Here is a 21,586-nt window from a genome sequence, read left to right on the forward strand (position 1 = left end):
AGTAGTTAACTCAACAGGTTGTCTGAAACCGTCTTTTTCTCCTGGATTTGCGCGGCGATATTCATCTGCGCAATGTATTCATCTCGCTTCGCCGCTTGGGCAGGCCCCAGGTAATCGTCACTCAGTAACACTGCCGCTTTCACCGCGGTTTCGATTTGCGCGTTGTTAAGCGGTTCTTTTTTATTTAGTTGTACCATGATTTTCAACAAACTAAGCGCAATCTGCTTGTTGTCGGGAGAAAGCGTCAGCGCTTGTTTAAGATTTTGATAAGCCGGGCCAAAACGGTTTTCTTTGTAATTCACCGCCGCCATTTCTTTCAGTTCGCGAGTTGTGAAGTTGATTTCTTTTCTCTCAATGGATTCTTGTTTGAGATATTCATCAACCACCTGACTGGTGAAAGTATCACCTGCAATCTGACGATGTAATTTCTCTAACATCGATAAGCAATGTTCACGCATACCGAGCTCATGAAATGCTTTCATTTTGTCGAGATTGTCTTCCATCGATAATCCGTCGGTATCCGGACGCTTCGTCTTCATGATGGCTTCAGCTGACTTTTTGTCATTTTTCAAGCACAGCAGTCTTGCTTGCAACACTGCGCGTTGATCGGCGAGTTCTTTGTCTAACCCTTGTTGGCGCTCAAATTCAATAAGGTCGGTTTCAACTTTCTTAACTAACTTCTCCGCTTCGGCCCCATTAGCCGATGTCGCTACATCGACTGTCGCTCGCAGTACATTGAGTGTTAGCTCGGGAGAATCATGGATAGAATTTTTTGCATATTTCGCCATATTTTGAACGGCGAGCAGTTGCCCCAACTTGTCATGATTCAGCCTTGCCAGGTCCCAAACCCGTTTATTGCGCTCAATATTCCTGGGAGCTAGCTTACTTGCCTCGCGCATTTGCTCATACGCTTTATCAAACTGTTCTTTCTCGATGTAATATTGCGCCAGCAAGTCATAGGTCATAAAACGGGTATCATCCCGCGCCAGTAAGTCTTCCAGCAAACTTTCGGCTTCTTCCATTTTATGCTGCCGTAGCAGCGCCCGGGCAAGACCTATGTGTATCCAGGCATGATCGTACTGTTTCAACAGGTCGTGAAAATAGGACTCCGCTTTGCTGTAGTCTCGCAGTGCAAGGTAACTTTCACCAATAATGCGCTTCAACCGTGGATGAAATTCACTCACGGTTTTATCCGTTAGCTGGCGCTCTGCGTAATAAATTGCCGAGGAGTAGTCATGATTTTGCAGACAGCAGAGCAACTTATGTAACTTTCTACGAATATTGAGCAGATATTGAAATCGCTGAGTGACACGCTTCTTATCTAACGGCTTAACCCAAAAATCATCCGGTTGAAGCTCAACAATACAATTGACCAGTGCCTGGCTCGTTTCTGCACTAAGAAACACAACCGTCGTTTTATCAGTAATATGCTGATAATGCTTGAGTTCTTCAAACAGATGGAAGCCGTCTTTATCGCTGCTGACATTGAATGCGATCATGACGATGTCGTACACGTTTTCATCACACAACCGAATGGCATGAAAAGCATTAAATGCACTGTCGACGCGAAGAATGCCCGCATCTTTCAGCGCATTACTTACCACTTCATGGACTAACCCCTGATTATCAATAATAAGTGCTTTTAAATCATCAACAGGCGTGACGGGGGGAAACTTTTCCAATGTTCTGTCCATTTTTACTGCAATCTGAGGAATAGCAGACGCAATCGATAAACTTAATCCATCGATGCGTCTTTAGTATCACTTACAATAAACGGATACCCGGTATCTGGCAATCCCTGGTATTCAGGGTAAGCGCGACTAACTGATCTTCTTAACCATAGGAAAATTAAGAGGGGTGAATTCAACTCTGTTGCGACCCATGGATTTCGCCCGATAAAGGGCTTCATCCGCTTTATCGACCAACTCCCTTCCCTCAACGCGATTTCTCAGCGCACTTCTTAAATCCATCACCGACACCCCAATACTGACTGTAAGGTAAGGATGACTACTAGCACTGCCGTGTTCTATTTGCAGGTCGTGAAATTTCGAAATAATGCTTTCACCTAATGCCATAGCACCCACGCGGTCTGTTTCACCAAGAATAATGGCAAATTCTTCACCACCAAGTCGGCAGCACAAGTCGGTGCCCCGTCTGGCACTATTTTTTAAAACATTGGCCACGGTTACCAGGCAATCATCCCCTTTTCCATGACCATAGGTATCGTTGTAGGCTTTAAAATCATCGATATCGATCATGATCAAGGCGAGTTCGCTTTGACTTCGCTGACAGCGCTCAATTTCGTGGGTGAGACTCTCGTCAAATTTGCGTCGATTCGATAAGCCCGTCAGAGAATCCGTTGCCGCCAGAGATTCCAATTGCAGGTTTTGTAAATACAGTCGAATATGGGCTTTAACGCGGGCCCGTAATAGGGGAACTTCTATGGGTTTGGTGATGTAATCGACGGCGCCGATTTCGAATCCTCTGGCCTGATCACTCACTTCCGCAAGGCCCGTGACAAAAACGACGGGAATTTTACGCGTTTGCTCATCAGACTTTAATTTGCGGCATAACGCGAAGCCGTTAATTTGAGGCATAAGCACATCAAGCAAAATCAACTGCGGCTCAGTGCACTTGGCTTGTTCCAACCCCTCTTCAGCACTGGTGGCAATGATAACTTCGTAGTCAGGCGCTAATGCTTCCGCGATAAGTCTGATAGTCGCAACGTCATCATCGACAATTAAAACTCGCGAGCGTGGTGTAGACATGTTTTGAAATCCTGTTTCATTTATTCAACAACAATTAGCAGTTCAACAAAAACCTTTCTATTATGAGACACATGGCAAACAAAAATTAATTTTATGTCTTCATCCCTGGAAAACCTGCTTAGAACCGATTACATGCCTCATGGCGTTTGTTATCAATGGATCCCAGAAGTCCTTTGGTTAAACGTTCTTGCTGACTTACTTATCGCCACTTCCTATTTTTCGATTCCCATAGCACTTTACTACTTTGTAAGGCGAAGAACCGATCTCAAATTCAAAGGCTTGTTCCTGCTTTTCTCCTTGTTTATCGCCCTCTGCGGCATTACCCACTTTGTCAGCATATTTATCATCTGGAACGGCGCTTATGGGCTCCATGGCATACTAAAACTAATTACAGCAATCGTTTCATGCTTTACTGCTTATAAAGTTTATAGTTCTATTCCGGCCGCTCTGCAATTACCTACCGTCGATCAGCTGAAAAAAAGTGTTGAAGAAGCGAATCAAACCAAAATTAAGCTTCTACAACAAGAAAACAAAGCCCGACAAGAACGGGTTTTGCGTGACAGCACAGACAGTGCACATGTGGGTATTTTGGTGATCACTGGCGATGGTATCATTTCAGTTGCCAACAAAGCTGTTTGCCAGATATTTGGTTATGAAAAATCAGAATTGGAAAATCAGCACGTCAACCTGCTTGTTTCACCAGAATTTAAAGCGATTCACACATCGCTTATGGCGCAGTTCATCAACAGCGATGAAATAACCCGAGATATGGCCAGAAACCGCATTGTAAATGGGGTAACTAAAAGTGGAAAGTCGGTCCCTCTGGAAATACGTTTAACCCGAGCACAACATGATCCCGAGATAATTTACGTTTCGCTTTTGGATATCAGTGAACGTATTCAGCACCAGGAAGCATTAGCCAGTAGCGTCGCAACAACGGAAAACCTGCTTGCCCACATTCCCCTTGGCGTGTGTATTTATCAACAAAACGGTGATGCGTTTCACCTGGTGCATCAAAACCCAGTGGCCGACACTCTGCTTTCGGCACATGCTGATGACCCGTTCCTGGCCGACACGCAACTTAAAGAGAAGATGGCACTTTTTTGCGCAGAAAAGAGCCAAACGTTGAAAGTCCCCTTCAAAACGTCGGGAGTATCCCATAGCGAATTTCAACTTTATTTGTTCTATATCTCTGCTGGCAAGCTGGCCATTATGTTTGAAGACATTACCGAACAAAAACAGTTTGAAGATGGCTTGATTGAGCGTGAAAACATTATTCATAGAGCAATCAATGCGTCTATTGCTGGCGTTTATATTTTTGATATTGCAACGAGAAAGAACCGTTTTGTTAATGACCGTTTTAAAACCATTACTGGCTACAGCCTGAACGATATCAATAATCTGGATACCGGCATCAGTTCAATTATTCATCATGATGACCAATCAAAAGTGATTAATCATTTTTCCCACTTGATGAAAGGGGAAGATGAAAACAGCGCATTCACCCTTTTCTATCGTGTACGCCATGCTAACGGCCATTGGCTTTGGCTGATGGCGCAGGATTTAATTTTCGAACGTGACAATAAAGGCAAGCCGACCCAACTTATAGGCTCTTTTCTTGATATTACGCCGCAAAAAAGAATGCAGGAAAATTTACTCTCTTTGAAAGACAAAGCAGAGAATGCTAACCATTCCAAGAGTGAGTTTTTGGCCAATATGAGTCATGAAATTCGCACGCCAATGAATGCGGTCATCGCATTAACGGATATGGTGCTAAAAATGGAAATGGGTAATAAGCAGCGTGAATATTTGAAAAAAGTACAGTCTTCGTCGCGCTCATTGCTGCAAATTCTGAACGATATTCTCGACTACTCGAAACTCGAAGCGGGTAAATTTGAAATCGTTAATGAACCTTTCGACCTCTATAAAATGCTCTCAAATTCCATTCATCTATTTTCAACTACGGCCAACCAGAAAGGTCTGAAAACAGAATGCCATATTGATAGAGAGGTACCACGATTCGTTGTAGGCGACGCCCCACGGATAGCACAAATACTGAATAACCTGTTAGGGAATGCAATCAAGTTTACCGAAAAAGGCACAGTTTCACTTACGGTCTCCAGCCAACAGAGTACTATTTCTGGCACACACAAAGTGGCTTTCACCGTTGCTGACACAGGCATTGGTATAGAAGAAGCTAAATTGGATTCATTGTTTCAATCATTTTCTCAGGCAGATGGCTCCATCGGCCGCCGATTCGGTGGTACGGGCTTGGGCCTTGCCATATCGCAACACTTGTCAAAGCTATTGAATGGTTCGATAACCGTTGATAGCGTTGTGGAACAAGGAAGCCAATTTAATCTCGTATTGCCCCTCACCACAGATAAAACGCTCAAATCCCCTGTTGATGGCGAATTGGATGATCAAGATATTTTATTGATTGGCAGTATGTCGCCCGAAATCGAATTGATGATACAATTTTTTGAGTCGATGCGAGCTACAGTAACGCTGGATAATAACCTTAATCGTCTCGAGCCCAGTGGGGTTGAAACCTGGGATATCGTGATAGTCGACACCACCATACTCACCGACGTCGATAAAACCCGCCTAGTAGAAACATTACTCACCCACTCTACCGCGAACATCAGGTGCGGTATCATTTTTTTGAGTACAGAGGGCTATTACCACCAAAACGCCAGCGAGATTATTCTTAACACGGCTTCTGCCTGGCTGCTTACGCCATTTTTCTTGTCTGATCTCGAGGCTTCTGTCATTAGTCTGCAGGAAAGGCAACAAACGTTAAACGCTACCCATTCGAAATCGACCATGCCCATTTTTAACAACGCGTCGGTGTTAGTTGTTGAAGATCACCCGACAAACCAATTTGTTGCCATTGAGTTACTCAGTGCAGTAGGTCTGGATGTGAAGGTGGCCGAAGATGGTTACGAAGCCATCACGGTATTTCAAAAACATCCATTCGATCTGGTGTTGATGGACTTACAGATGCCGAATATGGACGGCTATACCGCGGCAGAAAAAATTCGCCAATTGGCTGTAGGTAAGACGGTACCGATTTATGCCATGTCCGCCGCCGTTATGGATGCAGACAGAGAAAAAGTGACGGCTGTTGGCATGGACGGACATATCGCTAAACCCGTTGTGCGTGAGGATTTATATGCGTTGCTCGAACGCGTACTGGGTAAGAAAAGATCGCCTTTACCCATTCAAAAACCACATGATGAAGAGCAAGCCGCCGATGATGAAGCGCTTCTTCGTGGGCTGGCAACAACACTTATTGGTTTCGACCTTGATGTCGCAATCGGACGATTGGGCAACGACGTACATACCTACCTAGGTTTGCTCAAAAACTTCCATCTGCATTTTAGTGATTTTGAACGTGAAATTTCAGCCCCCGACGACACAGAAACCCTAGCACGCCGTCTGCACACGATGAAAGGCATGTCGATGTCGATAGGAGCCGTACGCTTAGAAACACTGGTAAAAGAGGCTGAACACTTGCTGATTGCCGGCAATTTACCTTCAACCCGGGAACTGGAGAATGAATTTAACCTGGTCTATCGCCATATTGGAAAGGCCCTGAAAATCTGCGAACGCCATTTGAAAACGGAGCCGGTGCAGCAAAACGTAAGCTTGCATGAGCTGGTTGAAAAAATTGAAAGCCACCAGTACCTGAGACTCAGTGATATCGAACCTTATCGGGGCTTACTGGAAGCCACTTATGGACAAGAAAACAGCACCCTAATTATTAACGCGGTGATGAACCTCGACTATAAAACAGCCACCAAATTGATGGCTATTGAGGGGGATCTATAATATCGCCAATAGTGCCATTCACCCGAAACCAGCCGGCAATCGAATTTCTACAACGGCTGGCGGGTAACACTTCGTGAGGGAACTCCTCACTTAGAAACACAACCACAGTGCCAAACCGCGGTAGCACTTTAATGCCGGTGGTGTCATTCTCATTCATGTACATCACCAATTGCCCGCCGTCGCTTTCTTGCCAGTCACGGTTGAGGTACGTTACCAATGAAAGTACGCGGTTTGCCTGGCCCTTAAATGCATCAAGATGCCGCTTGTAAAATGCGCCCTCCTGATACATCGCGAAATGGCTTTCAAAAGAGTACAAGCCTAGTAGCAATCTTCGATTCAAAAACGTTTTCAGCTCACTGGTCCAGTGCAACCAGTCAGCCCCTGCTTCGCTGGTGCCATCAATCCAACAAATTTCGTCTCGACGCACAAAATCATTTTCCTGAAAATCGTCTTTACGACCAATGCCAGCCTGCTGAAACTGCTTCTCCGACATGGCCCGATTATATTCCCACAGGCCATTGGCCAGGCTTTCTGGTAAGGCATATTCCTGAACACTGAATCCTTGCTGGTAAATGTCGTCTGCGATGCGAGCAAACAAGCTCGTGTCGGTGGGAAGATGGGTTGCTAAAAGTGCACTCATTGATGAATTGTTGGTGTGAAAAAAACTGGCCGCTTTATACGCCCAAACCGCCATCTGCGCAATCACTATTCGCATCATGTTTGACCGTCGTCGACAGGTAGCTAGAAAGGATCTTTTCTTTCTGTCATTGTGTATACACTGTCAGAAGTAAAACCCCGTTATATAGGCACATTAATGAGTCACGACCCAAATCATATTGAAGAAACAGAACACCACCTTGAACTACGCAACTTAACCCTCGACGACTACAACGACGTTAAAGAGTTGATGGATAAGGTTTATGCGAATGTAGGTGGCGCCTGGCCGTTTAAAAACTACAAGGCGCAAGTTACCACCTTTCCAGACGGACAGATTTGTATTGAAGATAAAGGCAAGGTAGTGGCTTTTGCTATTTCTGTTATCGTCGATTACGACCAGTTTGATGACAAACACACCTACGATGAAATCACCGGTGATGCCTACCTGACAACCCACGATCCAAACGGTGATGTTCTTTACGGTGTTGAAGTAATTGTTTGCCCTGAGTACCGCGGTTTACGCCTTGGACGACGCCTGTACGAAGCCCGGAAAGAACTGTGCAGAAATCTCAATCTGCAGTCCATTATGGCCGGCGGCCGGATACCTAACTACGGCAAGCATAGTCATGAAATGACGCCGTACGAATATATCGAAGCGGTGAAGTCTAAAGACATTTATGATCCTATTCTCACCTTCCAGTTGTCTAATGGCTTCGAAGTAAAACAGATCCTCAAAGCGTATTTACCCGAGGATGAAGCGTCTCGCGGCTACGCCACCCTATTGCAGTGGCACAACATTTACTACGAGCCAGGCAAACCGCGCTTGTTCGGCGGCAAGAAATCCAGTGCCCGTATCGGCTGTATTCAATGGCAGATGCGTTATTTTGAAAATGTTGAAGAACTGCTGCAACAAGTAGAATATTTCGTTGATGCCCTATCCGACTATGGCTGTGATGTGGCATTGTTCCCTGAATTCTTCAACGCACCACTCATGGGATTGAGTGAATCGCAGGAATCAATCGATGCCATTTGGCACCTCGCCAGCTATACCGAAGAAATTCTTAATGCCATTTCGAACTTGGCGTTGAGTTACAATATCACCATCATTGCGGGTTCTATGCCGGTTGTAGAAGACGAAGAACTGTATAACGTGAGCTACATGTGTCGCCGCGACGGGACTATCGACAGCCAATACAAAATTCACCCGACGCCTCATGAGAAAAAAGATTGGATCATGAAAGGAGGTAACGACCTCAATGTGTTCGATACTGACTTCGGCAAAATCGGTATTTTGATTTGTTACGATGTGGAATTCCCGGAACTGGCCCGTTTGCAATCTGAGCAAGAAATGCAAATCCTGTTTGTGCCGTTCTGGACCGATACCAAAAATGGCTACCTGCGTGTGCGTCGATGCGCACAAGCCCGTGCCATTGAGAACGAATGCTACGTGGCCATTGCCGGTAGTGTGGGTAACTTACCGAAAGTGGATAACGTTGACATCCAGTATGGGCAAACTGCGGTGTTCTCTCCGTCAGATTTTTCGTTCCCACACGATGCTATTGTGTCTGAGACCACGCCTAACACAGAAATGACCCTAATTGTCGATCTTGACCTCGATAAGCTTACCAAACTGCAAAACGAAGGTTCGGTAAGAAACTATCTGGATCGACGTAGAGATTTGTATCGGGTACAGTGGCTCGGAGACAAATAGCCCGTATAAACCAACAAAAAGAGCGGAAAAGACAATGTCTGGCCCGCTCTATGCAGTTGTTTATTGTTATTTGAGCCAGAGAATGGTATTGGTATGAGGTAGAGAGTACCATTCTTTGAATACGTACCTGAGTCCAGTAGTTTAGTTATCTAAAAGAGTAAGTATGTCCAACGATTCCAGAAACGATGATTTTCCGACTATCCGATTAGACGAGGAAGATCGTCGCGACTACCAGCATAAAAAACAGCCTTCCAGTCATACGATTAAAGCGCCAATGAGCGATTCCAAGAGTACTTCAGGCAAATCTACATCAGCGCCGGCGAAGACGAGCGGTGGCAATAACGGCTTATGGATTGCACTGGTCGCTGTCGTTGCATTGGCTGGTATTGGCGGTTGTTATTATTTATTCCAGCAACTTCAATTACAAAAAGAAGTCGCTGCCGATGCTGAATCGCGTATTGCACAACTTGAGCGTAAGTTATCTGCGACAGGCGAAGAAATGGGTGAATCAACCGTTGCGCTGCAGGTGAAGGTAGGCGAACTTTCCGATAAATCTGAAGAGTTGTGGGATCAAATGGACAAACTTTGGGCGTCGGCCTGGCGTCGTAATCAGAAAGAAATTACTGATTTGGGCGACAAACTCAACGCCACTGAAAACAGCCTGAAGAAATCAATTACCACAGTGACTGAAGATGTCACCGCCGAGCAGACCAAACTTGCGTCGCTGAACAATCAATTAAGCGGCATTGCAGATGAAATTCTTGCATTGAATTTGCAGCTTGAACAAGCCACCAGTGACAAATCATCTCAACAGCAAACAGTGAAAAATCTTACCGATAAAATCTCCGTGTTGGAAAATCGTAACGCCAGCTTAGCTAGCCGATTAACCAGTATGGAAAATGAAATTCGCGATATTGCGACCAAGGTGGTGGTGAGCCAACCAGGTGCCACAACACCAAATGTGCCTCAGGGTCAGTAAAAACCGTAATATTGCATAGGCTTATCAGGCAACCTTCGGGTTGCCTTTTTTATTCTTTGCTGCAAGATAAGTATTGCTTCCCAATCAGCAGACACAAAAAAAGCGCCCGGAGGCGCTTTTTTCGTTTGAAACTTTGTCTTAGCGACGCAGACCCAAACGCTTGATCAAATCAAGATAACGTTCTGCGTTCTTACCTTTCAGGTAGTCAAGCAGTTTACGACGCTGGCTAACCATGCGCAGCAGACCACGACGTGAGTGGTGATCTTTCTTATGACCAGAGAAGTGACCTTGCAGTTTGTTGATGTTGTGAGTCAACAGAGCTACTTGTACTTCAGGTGAACCAGTATCACCTTCTTTAACGCCATAGTCAGCAACGATTTGTGCTGTTTCTTCTTTAGTTAGTGACATAATTTTCTCCTAATTGGATTAAATTCCGCCGATCACTAATTCAGCGAAATTATGAGAGCGCGTATTATAACGATGACGCTATAATTCGCAAGTAAATTCAGACTCAGACCGCCTCGTAGACCACGCGGCGTCGGGGAGACACAAAAATCTCACCAGCGTTAGCTCTGGGCTGGTCTTTAGGCGTTAATACCCCTTCACCGACGCCTAAGAACACGTTCCCGTCGGCTTTTTCCATGTAAACGCGATATTGCACGCCGACCTCTAACGCACTGTCCGTTTTACCGCATACACTTTGACCATGCTCGAACCGTTGATACTGCTCGTTATCCAGATAAATAGCTGGTAGCGACAACACCGCGGTATCCATTGGCAATAGCAGGCAATCCAGCTTATCAAAGTTGTCTTCTTCGAGGCTTTCTTGAATAGCGATGACGTCATCAAGGCTAACCATTCTGTCGGTGGGATAATCGGCAACTTCGGTGCGATGCAAGCGCGTTACATATCCTCCACAGGCAAGCTGCTGACCAATATCATCGACCAGTGAACGGATGTACGTCCCTTTGGAGCAGCGCACACGCATATCCACTTCTGGCAACGCCATACGGGTTATTTCCAGCTCAAAGATGGTGATATCACGGGCTTCACGCTCTACGGTTATTCCCTGACGGGCATAGTGATACAGCGGTTTACCCTGGTGCTTCAGCGCAGAGAACATGGAAGGGATTTGCTTGCTTTGACCAAGAAAACTTAGACAGGCATGGCGTACCTGCTGTTCAGACACATTCACCGGCTTCTCTTCCACTACTTCGCCATCGGCATCAGAGGTAGTCGTTCGCACGCCAAGGTGCATGGTCACTTCATAGGTTTTATCGGCATCCAGCAAGAACTGCGAAAACTTGGTGGCTTCGCCCAGGCAAATGGGCAACATACCGCTGGCAAGAGGATCTAATGCACCAGTATGACCGGCTTTCGCCGCTTTGTAACACCAGCGCACCTTTTGCAAGATCTGATTAGATGAACCGCCCAATGGCTTATTCAACAGCAATACGCCATTGATACTGCGGCCTTTACGACGTCTGCCCATTAATCCTGCTCTTCATCCCGCTGTTTGCTTTTCGCTTCATCTTTCGCAATGGTTTCAGAAACCAGATTAGAGATACGAATACCTTCGGTCAGCGACTCATCGCGGAAGAAATGCAGATGCGGTACGCTGCGCATACGCAAACGTTTAGCCAGCAGTGAACGCACGAAACCTTTTAATTCTTCCAGCTGTTTGGTGTGCGCTTTCGCCTCTTCTTCCTCAGCACCATAAATAGAGATGAAGATTTTGGCGTGCGCCAGATCGCGTGATACTTCAACGTCTGCCACGGTGATAAGAGGCATTTCGCCCACACGATGTTTATATTCATTTTGCAGAATGCTGGCAACTTCTTTGTGAACCTGTTGCGCCACTCTGTCTGTACGAGAAAATTCCCGTGCCATATTCGACTCCTCATGCCTGAAAATACGATACGGACAAAAACGGGGGCTGCTGCCCCCGCTTTAATCAATATGCCTTAACAGGACTAAATTTGACGGGCAACCTCGATGACTTCGAAGACCTCGATTTGGTCGCCAACTTTAACGTCATTATAGTTCTTAACGCCGATACCACATTCCATGCCGTTACGAACTTCTTGTACGTCGTCTTTAAAGCGACGCAGTGATTCGAGTTCTCCTTCATAGATAACAACGTTATCACGAAGTACACGGATTGGGTTGCTGCGCTTCACGTTACCTTCGGTAACCATACAACCAGCGATCGCGCCCAGTTTCGGTGACTTAAACACGTCACGAACTTCAGCCAGACCAATGATTTCTTGACGGAATTCAGGAGCAAGCATTCCGCTCATTGCCGCTTTCACTTCGTCAATCAGGTTATAGATAACGCTGTAGTAACGCAGGTCAATTTCTTCACCTTCAATCACGCGGCGTGCAGTTGCATCGGCACGTACGTTGAAGCCAAGAATAATCGCGCCTGACGCTGCCGCCAGGGTGGCGTCAGTTTCGGTGATACCACCTACACCACTACCCACAATGTTTACTTTTACTTCAGCAGTAGACAGTTTCAGCAGTGATTCTGAAATCGCTTCCACAGAACCTTGTACGTCCGCTTTCAGAACAATGTTCAGTTCGCTCACGTCACCGGCTTCCATGTTCGCAAACATGTTTTCCAATTTCGCTTTCTGCTGACGGGCCAGTTTCAGTTCACGTTTCTTCTGATGACGCTTACCAGCAACTTCACGGGCTTTACGCTCGTCTTGTACCACAACAGCATCTTCACCGGCTACAGGAACACCTGACAGACCCAGTACCTCTACAGGTGTAGAAGGACCAGCCACTTTCAGCTCGATACCGTTTTCGTCACGCATGGCACGAACACGACCGTATTCTTCACCACAAAGCAGAATGTCACCAGACTTAACTTCACCTTCCTGAACCAGTACAGAAGCAATCGGACCACGACCTTTATCCAGACGGGATTCGATAACCAGACCACGTCCTGGGCCATTTGGCACAGCTTTCAGGTCAAGTACTTCAGCCTGCAGGCTGATGGCTTCCAGCAGGTCGTCAACGCCCATACCGGTTTTCGCCGATACGTTAACGAACTGGTGCTCACCGCCCCACTCTTCAGAAATAACTTCCAGCTGTGAAAGTTCGGTTTTCACACGGTCCGGATCAGCGGATTCTTTATCCATTTTGTTAACAGCAACAATCAGAGGCACGCCCGCCGCTTTCGCGTGCTGTACCGCTTCTTTAGTCTGTGGCATTACGCCATCATCTGCTGCAACAACCAGAATAACGATATCTGTCGCGGTAGCACCACGTGCACGCATTGCGGTAAACGCGGCGTGTCCGGGTGTATCCAGGAAACAGATTTCACCGTTATCGGTTTCTACTTTGTAAGCACCAATGTGCTGGGTAATACCACCCGCTTCACCCGCAGCCACTTTGGCGCGTCGAATGTAGTCAAGCAGTGAGGTTTTACCGTGGTCAACGTGACCCATGATGGTAACAACCGGTGCGCGGGTAATCTTCTCACCCGTGCTGGCATCTGCCATCAATTCATCTTCAAGGGCGTTATCATTAACCAGTTCGTACTTGTGACCCATTTCTTCAATCACAAGTGTGGCTGTGTCTTGATCAAGAACCTGGTTGATGGTGGCCATTTCGCCCATTTTCATCATGGTCTTGATAACTTCGTTAGACTTCACTGCCAAACGGTTTGCCAATTCACCTACGGTGATAGTGGCACCCAATTTAACAATGCGCTCTACAGGTTGTGCTGGTTTGTTGAAACCTTGCTTCAAATGCTCTCCCGCGTTTTTTCTGGACTTCTTACGACGTCGCGAAGAACGCTCTACCTGCATATCTTCTTCGTCTTCAGCTTCCTGTGCATATCGGTTAGAGTGCATGTGAACTTCGGCAGCCTCATCGCGCTTACGACGTTCTTCCTCTTCCTTCCAGCGACGCTCGTTTTCTTCTGCCAGCTTGCGCGCTTCTTCAGCGGCACGCTTGGCTTCTTCTTCAAGCTTCTTCTTAGCTTCTTCTTCTTGCTGCTTACGCAGGCGCTCTTCTTCTTTACGGGCTTCTTCCTGAGCAGCTCGTTCTTCTGGGCTTAGTTCAGGTTCTTCCTGTGCAGATTCTTTACGCGCTTTCTCTTCAGCAGCCTTACGAGCACGCTCTTCTTCCGCTTTTTTCTTCGCTTCAGCTTCTACACGTGCTTTTTCTTCAGCAACCTTACGGGCCGCTTCTGCTGCAGCTTCTTCAGCCGCTTTCTGTTCTGCTTCCAGACGAGCACGTTCAGCTTCTAAACGTGCCTCTTCTTCCGCGGCTTTCTGCTCGTCAACTTCACTACGTTTCACGTAGGTGCGCTTTTTACGCACTTCAACTTTTACAGATTTAGATTTACCAACACTCAGAGTGCTCGTGGTTTTACGCTGCAATGTCATGCGCGTTGGTTCACCCGCTGCTGCATTACCGTGCTGCTTACTCAGGTGATCAAGAAGCTGACGCTTCTCGTCTTCTGTTACTGAGTCGTTTACAGCTTTAGTGATACCGGCATCTTTAAACTGGGTTACCAGTCGGTCAACGGTTGTTCCAATGTCGCTGGCGAGCTTTTCAATAGATACTTCTGCCATCTTAGTATTTTTCCCCTTATTGACCTTCTTCTTCACCAAACCAGACGATATTCCGTGCCGCCATAATCAATTTTCCGGCGTCTTCTTCGGTCAGTCCTTCGATATCACTGATATCATCTGTTCCCTGCTCAGCCAGCTCTTCAAGGTCAGTAATTCCACGGCTAGCAAGGATATAGGCAATGTTTTTGTTCATACCGTCAAGGTTCAACAACGCTTCTGTTGGCTCGGCACCTTCCAGTGTTTCTTCATTAGCAAGAGCACGGGTAGTCAGCGCGGCACGTGCGCGGTTTCGCAGTTCTTCAACGGTGTCTTCATCAAGGCCATCAACGGCCAGTAATTCGCTAACAGGTACATACGCCACTTCTTCCAGTGTGCTGAAACCTTCGCTAGCCAGTAATTCTGCAAAATCTTCGTCGATGTCGAGACCTTCAACGAAAACCTGAAGCACTTTTGCAGTTTCTTCTTCGTGCTTCTTGTTCAGATCTGCCACTGTCATGACGTTCAGATCCCAACCGGTAAGTTGACTGGCTAATCGTACGTTCTGACCGCTTCGGCCAATCGCTTGCGCTAAGTTGTCTTGCTCAACGGCAACGTCCATCATGTGGCTGTCTTCGTCAACGACAATAGAGGCAACTTCAGCCGGTGCCATTGCATTGATAACGAACTGAGCTGGGTTTTCATCCCACAACACGATATCAACACGCTCGCCACCCAGTTCACCCGATACCGCCTGTACACGCGAGCCACGCATACCTACGCAAGCACCAACAGGGTCGAGACGTTTATCGTTTGTCTTCACGGCGATTTTCGCACGTGAACCCGGATCGCGAGCCGCAGATTTAATTTCCAGTGTCTCTTCCGCAATTTCTGGTACTTCCAGACGGAACAGTTCAACCAGCATGTCAGGGTGCGTACGGCTAATAAACAGCTGTGCGCCACGTGCTTCTGGACGAATCACATAAAGCAGGCCGCGAACACGGTCACCCGGACGGAAGGTCTCGCGAGGCAGCATATCGTCACGGTAAATAACACCTTCAGCGTTGTTTCCTAGGTCGATGATGATGTTGTCACGGTTTACTTTCTTAACGGTACCGGTTACCAGTTCACCGACTTTGTCTTCGTATTCAGCAACCATTTGCGCACGCTCGGCTTCACGTACTTTCTGTACGATGACCTGTTTTGCGGTTTGCGTAGTAATACGGTCGAATTTAATAGATTCAATCTGTTCTTCTACGTAATCGCCCAGCTGTGCGTCAGGATCGTCAACCTGTGCGGCAGACAGCGACATTTCCGCGTAAGGGTTTTCCTGCTCATGGTCATCAGCAACAACCAACCAACGGCGGAACGTATCGAAATCACCGCTAGTACGGTTGATGCTCACGCGCACTTCGATCTCGCCTTCATTTTTCTTTTTGGTCGCGCTAGCGATTGCGTATTCCAGTGCTTCAAAGATCTTTTCTCTAGGCACTTGTTTTTCATTTGAAACGGCTTCTGCCACTAACAAAATTTCTTTATTCATTTTCGCCTCACTGATGCTTTCTTACGCCGAAAGCGGGTGCTGTTCCATTAGTCAAATGTGGGAACAATGTTTGCTTTTTCGATATTCGCCACAGCTAACTGGAACTGCTGGCCATCCACTTCTACGTTGATCATGCCATTCTCACATGACAACAACTTTCCTTTGAAATTACGTCGGTCGTTCATAGGTACCGTTAGACGTACCTGAACAACTTCACCGAGAGACTGTTCATAATGCTTCTCTTTGAACAGCGGGCGATCCATACCCGGAGAAGAAATTTCCAGGTTGTATTCCGTATTGATGGGGTCTTCAACATCAAGAATTGCACTTGCCTGGTAACTGACTTCGGCACAATCGTCTACAGTTATGCCATTTTCGTGATCAATGAAAACGCGCAGAATAGAATGTTTTCCGGCACGTACAAATTCAACGCCCACTAATTCATAACCCAGTGCTTCTACACCCGGCTCAAGCATCTCGGTCAGTTTATCTTCAAGCTTTGCCAATCCTTACCTCCAAAAACGAAAAAAGGGCATAAAGCCCAACTACCTGATTTGTCTGTTATCTTTACTCAACAAATCAGTTTAAAAACAACAAAAAGCCCCGGACCAGCGGGGCTTTTTGCATGAATCTGAACCCTGTCTGCCAACGGCAGTTGCAAACGATACAGGTTTAACTACGTTATAATTGTAGAAAAGTTTGCAAATTTAGTTAGGCGTATACCGCTAAACTGCGTTTCCGGTAAGCCCGCTGACTAACTAATTGTGGCGCATTATACTGGCACTCTGGCCAGATATCAACTCAGTAAAGGCATTGGATCGTCATCTTTCCAGCGTTCGCGAATTTCCAGGATTTGGTCGAGGCACTGTTCGAGTAACGGAACCAGCGCCGGGTCGAAATGAATACCGCTTTGCGATCGTATAAAATCCAAGGTTTTATCTACGGGCCATGCTTCTTTGTAAGGTCGACGACTGGTTAACGCATCGAATACATCCGCGATGGCAACTATTCGTCCTTCAATTGGAATATCCTCGCCCGCCAGGCCACCAGGATAACCGCTTCCATCCCATTTTTCATGATGCGTGAGCGCCACATCACGTGCCAGCTTCAATAATTCGGTGTCGGCATCACCAAGGATTTCAGCACCAATTTGCGGGTGTGTCTTCATGATTTCGAACTCGGAATCGGTCAGCTTACCTGGTTTAAGCATGATGCTGTCTGGAATGCCTATTTTACCAATATCATGCATGGGCGCGGCATGTAAAAGCATATCCGCACGGGCTTCGGAAAACCCATACGCCCGTGCAATCACCTTAGAATAGTGGCTCATGCGCATCACATGCATGCCTGTTTCGTTATCTTTATATTCCGCAGCTCGACCTAAACGCTGAATTACTTGCAACCGGGTACGTCTTAGTACATCGGCCTGAACAAGAGAAAGGTGGGTCTTCACCCGCGCAAGTACCACAGGTGGTGAGATTGGCTTGGTGATGTAATCTACGCCGCCCACAGCAAAGCCTTCCGCTTCATCAGTAGCTTCACTCAATGCAGTAACAAAAATAACCGGGATAGATTTAAGCACAGGATGTTTTTTTAAATGCGTACATGCCTGGAAACCTGTCATTTCCGGCATCATCACGTCCATCAAAATAAGATCGGGTTGTTGTTTTTCTGCCAACTTAATGGCTTCGTCACCGCTTTTAGCAAAATAAAGCGTGTAATCTTTCGATAGCAACTGCTTTAGCACCCGTAGATTAACCGGTTCATCATCCACAAGCAGTAAGCGTGGTTTATCTGTACCGTTAGTCATAGTCTATTCCTGTTTCTTCAAGCTTCTCAATGAGCTCGTTTATACGCACTACAGCGCGTTCGAATTCAAAGTCGTCCATATCCTGCAAAATGCACTGTACCTTTACATTATAGCTGCCAAAATAATGCCCTTCACAGTAAGCAACAATAGTTTCGTCAAACTGATTTTGCTGAGCCGAATCAAGTAAAGAGGCTAAAATTCGCTTTAATGCCCCTTTATCAACTTCTTCTAAGGCCTCTTCTTGGGTGGGCGCTGTCTGTTGCGCTAATTGATTTTCCACTTCTCTTAAGGCTGCCTTTAAGGTGGGAATATCTTCAGCTGACAAATGGTCGTTACGGGCATTGCGCTCAAATTCACCTGCTACGTTCATCACTCTGACCAACCCAAGGTTACCACTCACTCCTTTCATGCCGTGTAAATGACTGATTACTTGCTCCATGTCTTCTACCACCAGGCACTGTACCAACTGGGTGAGTATCTCTGACGCGGTAGACAGGAAACGACGAATTTCTCGCTCTAATGTAACTTTATCGCCCCAAAGCAGCGTTCCCCGTCTAAAATCAATTACGCTATTTGGGTCGCTGTCTGTCGCGTCAGTGGCTTCTGCAACCGTTGTGTATTCGAACCCGAGTACCCGGGCAATTTCAGCAACAAGTGTGGGAAAATCGATGGGCTTATTGGCAAAACCTTCCATGCCCGCGTTTTGCGCATCCAGTTTATCTTGCACCAACACACTTGCAGTAAGGGCGATAATTGGAAGCTGTTTCAAACCTTTCGCCTGCTCCCACTCCCGCCGGTTTGCAGCAGCTGTCAGACCATCCATAACCGGCATTTGGAGGTCCATGAGCACCACATCAAAATTGCCGGTTTTCATTTTTTCAAAAGCCAATTTGCCGTTTTCAGCAAAATCCACACTGTGGCCGGCGCGGTTAAGCAACAAGCTAATCAGATCAACGTTTTGTGATATGTCGTCGACCACCAGAACATGCAGCGGCGGAAGGTCAATAGACGCCACCTGAGTCACCTGCTCCTGCTCACTAACCGGGGTAATTGGCAGACGAAAAGTAAACTTTGTTCCTCTGCCCTGTTCACTGGATACTTGAATATCTCCACCCATGAGTTCTACCAGTTGTTTACAAATGGTAGTGCCCAAACCGGTGCCGCCGTATTTTCTGCTCATCGATGCATCAGCCTGAGCAAATGCATCAAATACACGACTCAGTTGTTCTTCGGTCATGCCGATACCGCTATCAGACACAGAGAACTCAACCCCGTTCTCTTGGGGATGAACACTCAGCGTAATTTCACCGTGTGCGGTAAATTTCACAGCATTACTGATTAGATTATTCAATACTTGGCGGAGCCTTTCCGGCACACCATAATAGTAATCACTCAGCAAAGGCGAAACGCTGACTTGCAGATCCAACCCTTTGCGTTTCGCATCTAACCAATAAGTTGAAATTACCGTGTCGATTTCCTCAGAAATGGCAAAATTTCTATAATCCAGCTCTAGCTTTCCTTTATCAAGCTTGGCACTGTCGAGAATATCATTCAGTAAATGAAGCAACGAACGGGCTGAACGGTTTATCGTAGTCAGGTGTTTGTGCTGACCATCTGTTAGCTTTTCATCCAGCAAAATATCACTAAAACCAATGATGGCATTCATGGGAGTACGAATTTCATGACTCATATTCGCCAGGAAACTTGCTCGAGACGCCGCGGCTTCTTCAGCTTCATTTTTGGCATCCCGTAGTGCGACTTCCATTTCCTTACGGGAAGTTATATCCATAATAAAGCCGTCAACCCAACTTACTTCATTATCAGCGTTGTCGACAATAGACCCATATTCGCGCATCCATTTGGTTTCACCAACACGGTCAATAAGCCGATATTCTACATAAAATTCGCTATCAGTCTGGCGGGAAGCCTGATAGGCCGCTTTATCGTCAGGATGTACTAGATCAAAAAGGTTAATGCGTTCATCTTCACGGGTAAAGGCATCTGTGGTATAGCCAGTAATTTCCTCAATGGCATTGTTCACAAATACCAGAGGCATACCCTCAGAATTCAAACTGCGATAAGCAATGCCAGGAATATTGCTGAAGAACGAACGGAAACGCGCCTCATTGTCGCGAATGGTTTTTTCCATCTGCATTCGCTCGCGATTATCCGACATATTAATCACGAATAAATGTTGTTCACCCAATTGGGTGTGTCCGATCCCGACTCTTACCGGAACCGGTTGAGAATCGTTATCCAGGGCATATAAATCTTTACTGAAACGGGACGACTGCTGTTGCTGCGAAGATTGGATTTTTGCGAAAAAGCGGGAATCAAAGGTTTGCTCTTCAGATTTTTCCATGAGTGAAGCGAAAGGTTGGCCAATAAGCATCGACTCGTCCCAGCCCAATATTCTGCTCACCGCTTTATTCATATTGAGGATAGTGCCCAGGCTGTTTACCGTAATAATGCCGTCGATTGCGGTATCCATAAGCGCAACCTGGGTGCGTCGGCTGTTTTCCGCTTTTTGCGAAATATCCATATAGCGAAACAAGGAAGTAACACCAATAACTACGCCGATGATGACTAAGGTGAAGAAACTCACGTAACCTGCCAGCACATAGGAAATACTCTGATCTTGCATGCTGGACTCAAACCCTGGTGGTGCGACAAAACGGGCTGCGGCCATGCCGGTATAATGCATGGCAGTAATCGCACAACCCATCACCACACTGGCAATAACCCGGGTGCCTTTGAAGCCCTTTGCCATAGCGATGCGTTTGAGCCCGAATTTAATCCACAGAGCTAACATAGCCAGTGAAACGGCCACGACAATTGAAAGGCTAAACATGGGCAGGTTGTAACGAAGAAGCGGTGCCATTTCCATCGCAGCCATGCCTGAATAATGCATGGCGCCAATACCACTGCCAACAAGCACACCACCCACCAACACTTGAACGAAGCGAACCTGCCGGCGAGTCAGGCTTCGCAACGCAACGTACGCCGCCAACATGCCAGGGATGAAAGACAGAAACGTGGTTTTAGTATCGTAGGAAATTGGCGTACACAATTCGAAAGCAAGCATGCCAATAAAATGCATCGCCCAAATGCCGCCGCCTAAAGCGAGACTGCCTAACGCAAGTAAGATTGCCTTGCGTTTACGGTTCACTGATTGCGCGGCCTGCCCTGCCACCAGAAAAGCCATATAAGACGCAAATATTGAGATGCTTATAGAAAGCACCATAAGTGAAGGGGAGTATTCGCCAGTGAGTAAAAGTGAAGATTCAGGAATGACGAAAAACGACATCAGCCATTCGAGCATAGGGCGCCCTGTTATTGTTATTTATCTATGGTAAGACTAGCAGGTATTTATTCTGTCTCAAATCATTGATTATGCAAATGAGACGGATGCCGCAACTGAAGCGATTATTATTCAGATGTGAATTAAAAAAAACTCACTGCGGGCGCAAAAAAGAAAGTGGGTTTGGAATTGCGAATATGTTTATAGAAAACTAAGAAAGGTATTTGGTTGCGGGAGCAGGATTTGAACCTACGACCTTCGGGTTATGAGCCCGACGAGCTACCAGACTGCTCCATCCCGCGTCCGAAAAGGGGTCTTATCTTTAATTACGAATTGGTTGCGGGAGCAGGATTTGAACCTACGACCTTCGGGTTATGAGCCCGACGAGCTACCAGACTGCTCCATCCCGCGTCCGTAA

Annotated in this window: 14 protein-coding genes and 2 tRNA genes; 3 read left to right on the forward strand and 13 right to left on the reverse strand. The window is 46.5% G+C overall.

Features of this window, described 5'->3' with window-relative positions; genetic code table 11:
• Nucleotides 1-5: 5 nt before the first annotated feature.
• Together ACXAGX_RS13440 and ACXAGX_RS13445 are read right to left on the reverse strand one after the other, a co-directional pair.
• Nucleotides 6-1,694 (reverse strand): response regulator, encoded by a 1,689-nt coding sequence (locus tag ACXAGX_RS13440; RefSeq protein ID WP_474838930.1) that lies wholly within the window; start codon nucleotides 1,692-1,694, stop codon nucleotides 6-8.
• A gap of 126 nt (nucleotides 1,695-1,820) precedes the next feature.
• Nucleotides 1,821-2,768 carry a diguanylate cyclase gene (locus ACXAGX_RS13445; RefSeq protein WP_474819629.1) on the reverse strand — a complete coding sequence of 316 codons (948 nt, stop codon included), beginning with the start codon at nucleotides 2,766-2,768 and terminating at the stop codon, nucleotides 1,821-1,823.
• A gap of 93 nt (nucleotides 2,769-2,861) precedes the next feature.
• Between ACXAGX_RS13445 and ACXAGX_RS13450 the strand changes: the two genes are divergently transcribed.
• Nucleotides 2,862-6,602 carry a PAS domain S-box protein gene (locus ACXAGX_RS13450; protein ID WP_474838932.1) on the forward strand — a complete coding sequence of 1,247 codons (3,741 nt, stop codon included), beginning with the start codon at nucleotides 2,862-2,864 and terminating at the stop codon, nucleotides 6,600-6,602.
• On the opposite strand, the gene ACXAGX_RS13455 is transcribed toward ACXAGX_RS13450, so the two are convergent.
• Nucleotides 6,583-7,242, reverse strand: a complete 660-nt coding sequence (locus tag ACXAGX_RS13455; protein ID WP_474839129.1) for a 2OG-Fe(II) oxygenase — start codon at nucleotides 7,240-7,242, stop codon at nucleotides 6,583-6,585. The genes ACXAGX_RS13450 and ACXAGX_RS13455 overlap by 20 nt on opposite strands.
• A 174-nt stretch (nucleotides 7,243-7,416) precedes the next feature.
• Between ACXAGX_RS13455 and ACXAGX_RS13460 the strand changes: the two genes are divergently transcribed.
• Entirely contained in the window at nucleotides 7,417-8,970 is a 1,554-nt protein-coding gene (locus tag ACXAGX_RS13460) for a GNAT family N-acetyltransferase (RefSeq protein WP_474838934.1), read from the forward strand.
• 163 nt (nucleotides 8,971-9,133) lie between these two features.
• Nucleotides 9,134-9,949, forward strand: coding sequence for a hypothetical protein (locus ACXAGX_RS13465; protein ID WP_474838936.1), 816 nt, complete (start codon nucleotides 9,134-9,136; stop codon nucleotides 9,947-9,949).
• Between the two features lie 138 nt (nucleotides 9,950-10,087).
• Here the strand turns inward: ACXAGX_RS13465 and rpsO are convergent, their stop codons facing one another.
• From rpsO to ACXAGX_RS13515, 10 genes are all read right to left on the reverse strand, one after another.
• On the reverse strand, nucleotides 10,088-10,357 hold the full coding sequence (gene rpsO / locus ACXAGX_RS13470; protein WP_070125244.1) for a 30S ribosomal protein S15: 270 nt from the start codon (nucleotides 10,355-10,357) through the stop codon (nucleotides 10,088-10,090).
• 103 nt (nucleotides 10,358-10,460) lie between these two features.
• Nucleotides 10,461-11,441, reverse strand: coding sequence for a tRNA pseudouridine(55) synthase TruB (gene truB, locus ACXAGX_RS13475; protein WP_474838938.1), 981 nt, complete (start codon nucleotides 11,439-11,441; stop codon nucleotides 10,461-10,463).
• Nucleotides 11,441-11,839 carry a 30S ribosome-binding factor RbfA gene (gene rbfA / locus ACXAGX_RS13480; RefSeq protein ID WP_474819613.1) on the reverse strand — a complete coding sequence of 133 codons (399 nt, stop codon included), beginning with the start codon at nucleotides 11,837-11,839 and terminating at the stop codon, nucleotides 11,441-11,443. Before rbfA ends, truB begins: the two co-directional genes overlap by 1 nt.
• 83 nt (nucleotides 11,840-11,922) lie before the next feature.
• The gene (infB, locus tag ACXAGX_RS13485; protein ID WP_474819610.1) at nucleotides 11,923-14,538 is read right to left on the reverse strand and encodes a translation initiation factor IF-2; all 2,616 of its coding nucleotides are present in this window, start codon (nucleotides 14,536-14,538) and stop codon (nucleotides 11,923-11,925) included.
• Between the two features lie 16 nt (nucleotides 14,539-14,554).
• Entirely contained in the window at nucleotides 14,555-16,057 is a 1,503-nt protein-coding gene (gene nusA / locus ACXAGX_RS13490; RefSeq protein WP_070125248.1) for a transcription termination factor NusA, read from the reverse strand.
• A 47-nt stretch (nucleotides 16,058-16,104) separates the two neighbouring features.
• Nucleotides 16,105-16,563 (reverse strand): ribosome maturation factor RimP, encoded by a 459-nt coding sequence (gene rimP, locus ACXAGX_RS13495; protein ID WP_070125249.1) that lies wholly within the window; start codon nucleotides 16,561-16,563, stop codon nucleotides 16,105-16,107.
• A 290-nt stretch (nucleotides 16,564-16,853) separates the two neighbouring features.
• Nucleotides 16,854-17,867 (reverse strand): response regulator, encoded by a 1,014-nt coding sequence (locus ACXAGX_RS13500; protein ID WP_070125250.1) that lies wholly within the window; start codon nucleotides 17,865-17,867, stop codon nucleotides 16,854-16,856.
• Nucleotides 17,860-21,189, reverse strand: a complete 3,330-nt coding sequence (locus ACXAGX_RS13505) for an MHYT domain-containing protein (protein ID WP_474838940.1) — start codon at nucleotides 21,187-21,189, stop codon at nucleotides 17,860-17,862. The genes ACXAGX_RS13500 and ACXAGX_RS13505 overlap by 8 nt, the downstream gene beginning before the upstream one ends.
• A 204-nt stretch (nucleotides 21,190-21,393) precedes the next feature.
• Nucleotides 21,394-21,470: transfer RNA gene (locus ACXAGX_RS13510), tRNA-Met, on the reverse strand.
• Between the two features lie 32 nt (nucleotides 21,471-21,502).
• Nucleotides 21,503-21,579: transfer RNA gene (locus ACXAGX_RS13515), tRNA-Met, on the reverse strand.
• Nucleotides 21,580-21,586: the final 7 nt, after the last annotated feature.

It is taken from the genome of Alteromonas sp. ABV4_515, from assembly GCF_056160345.1.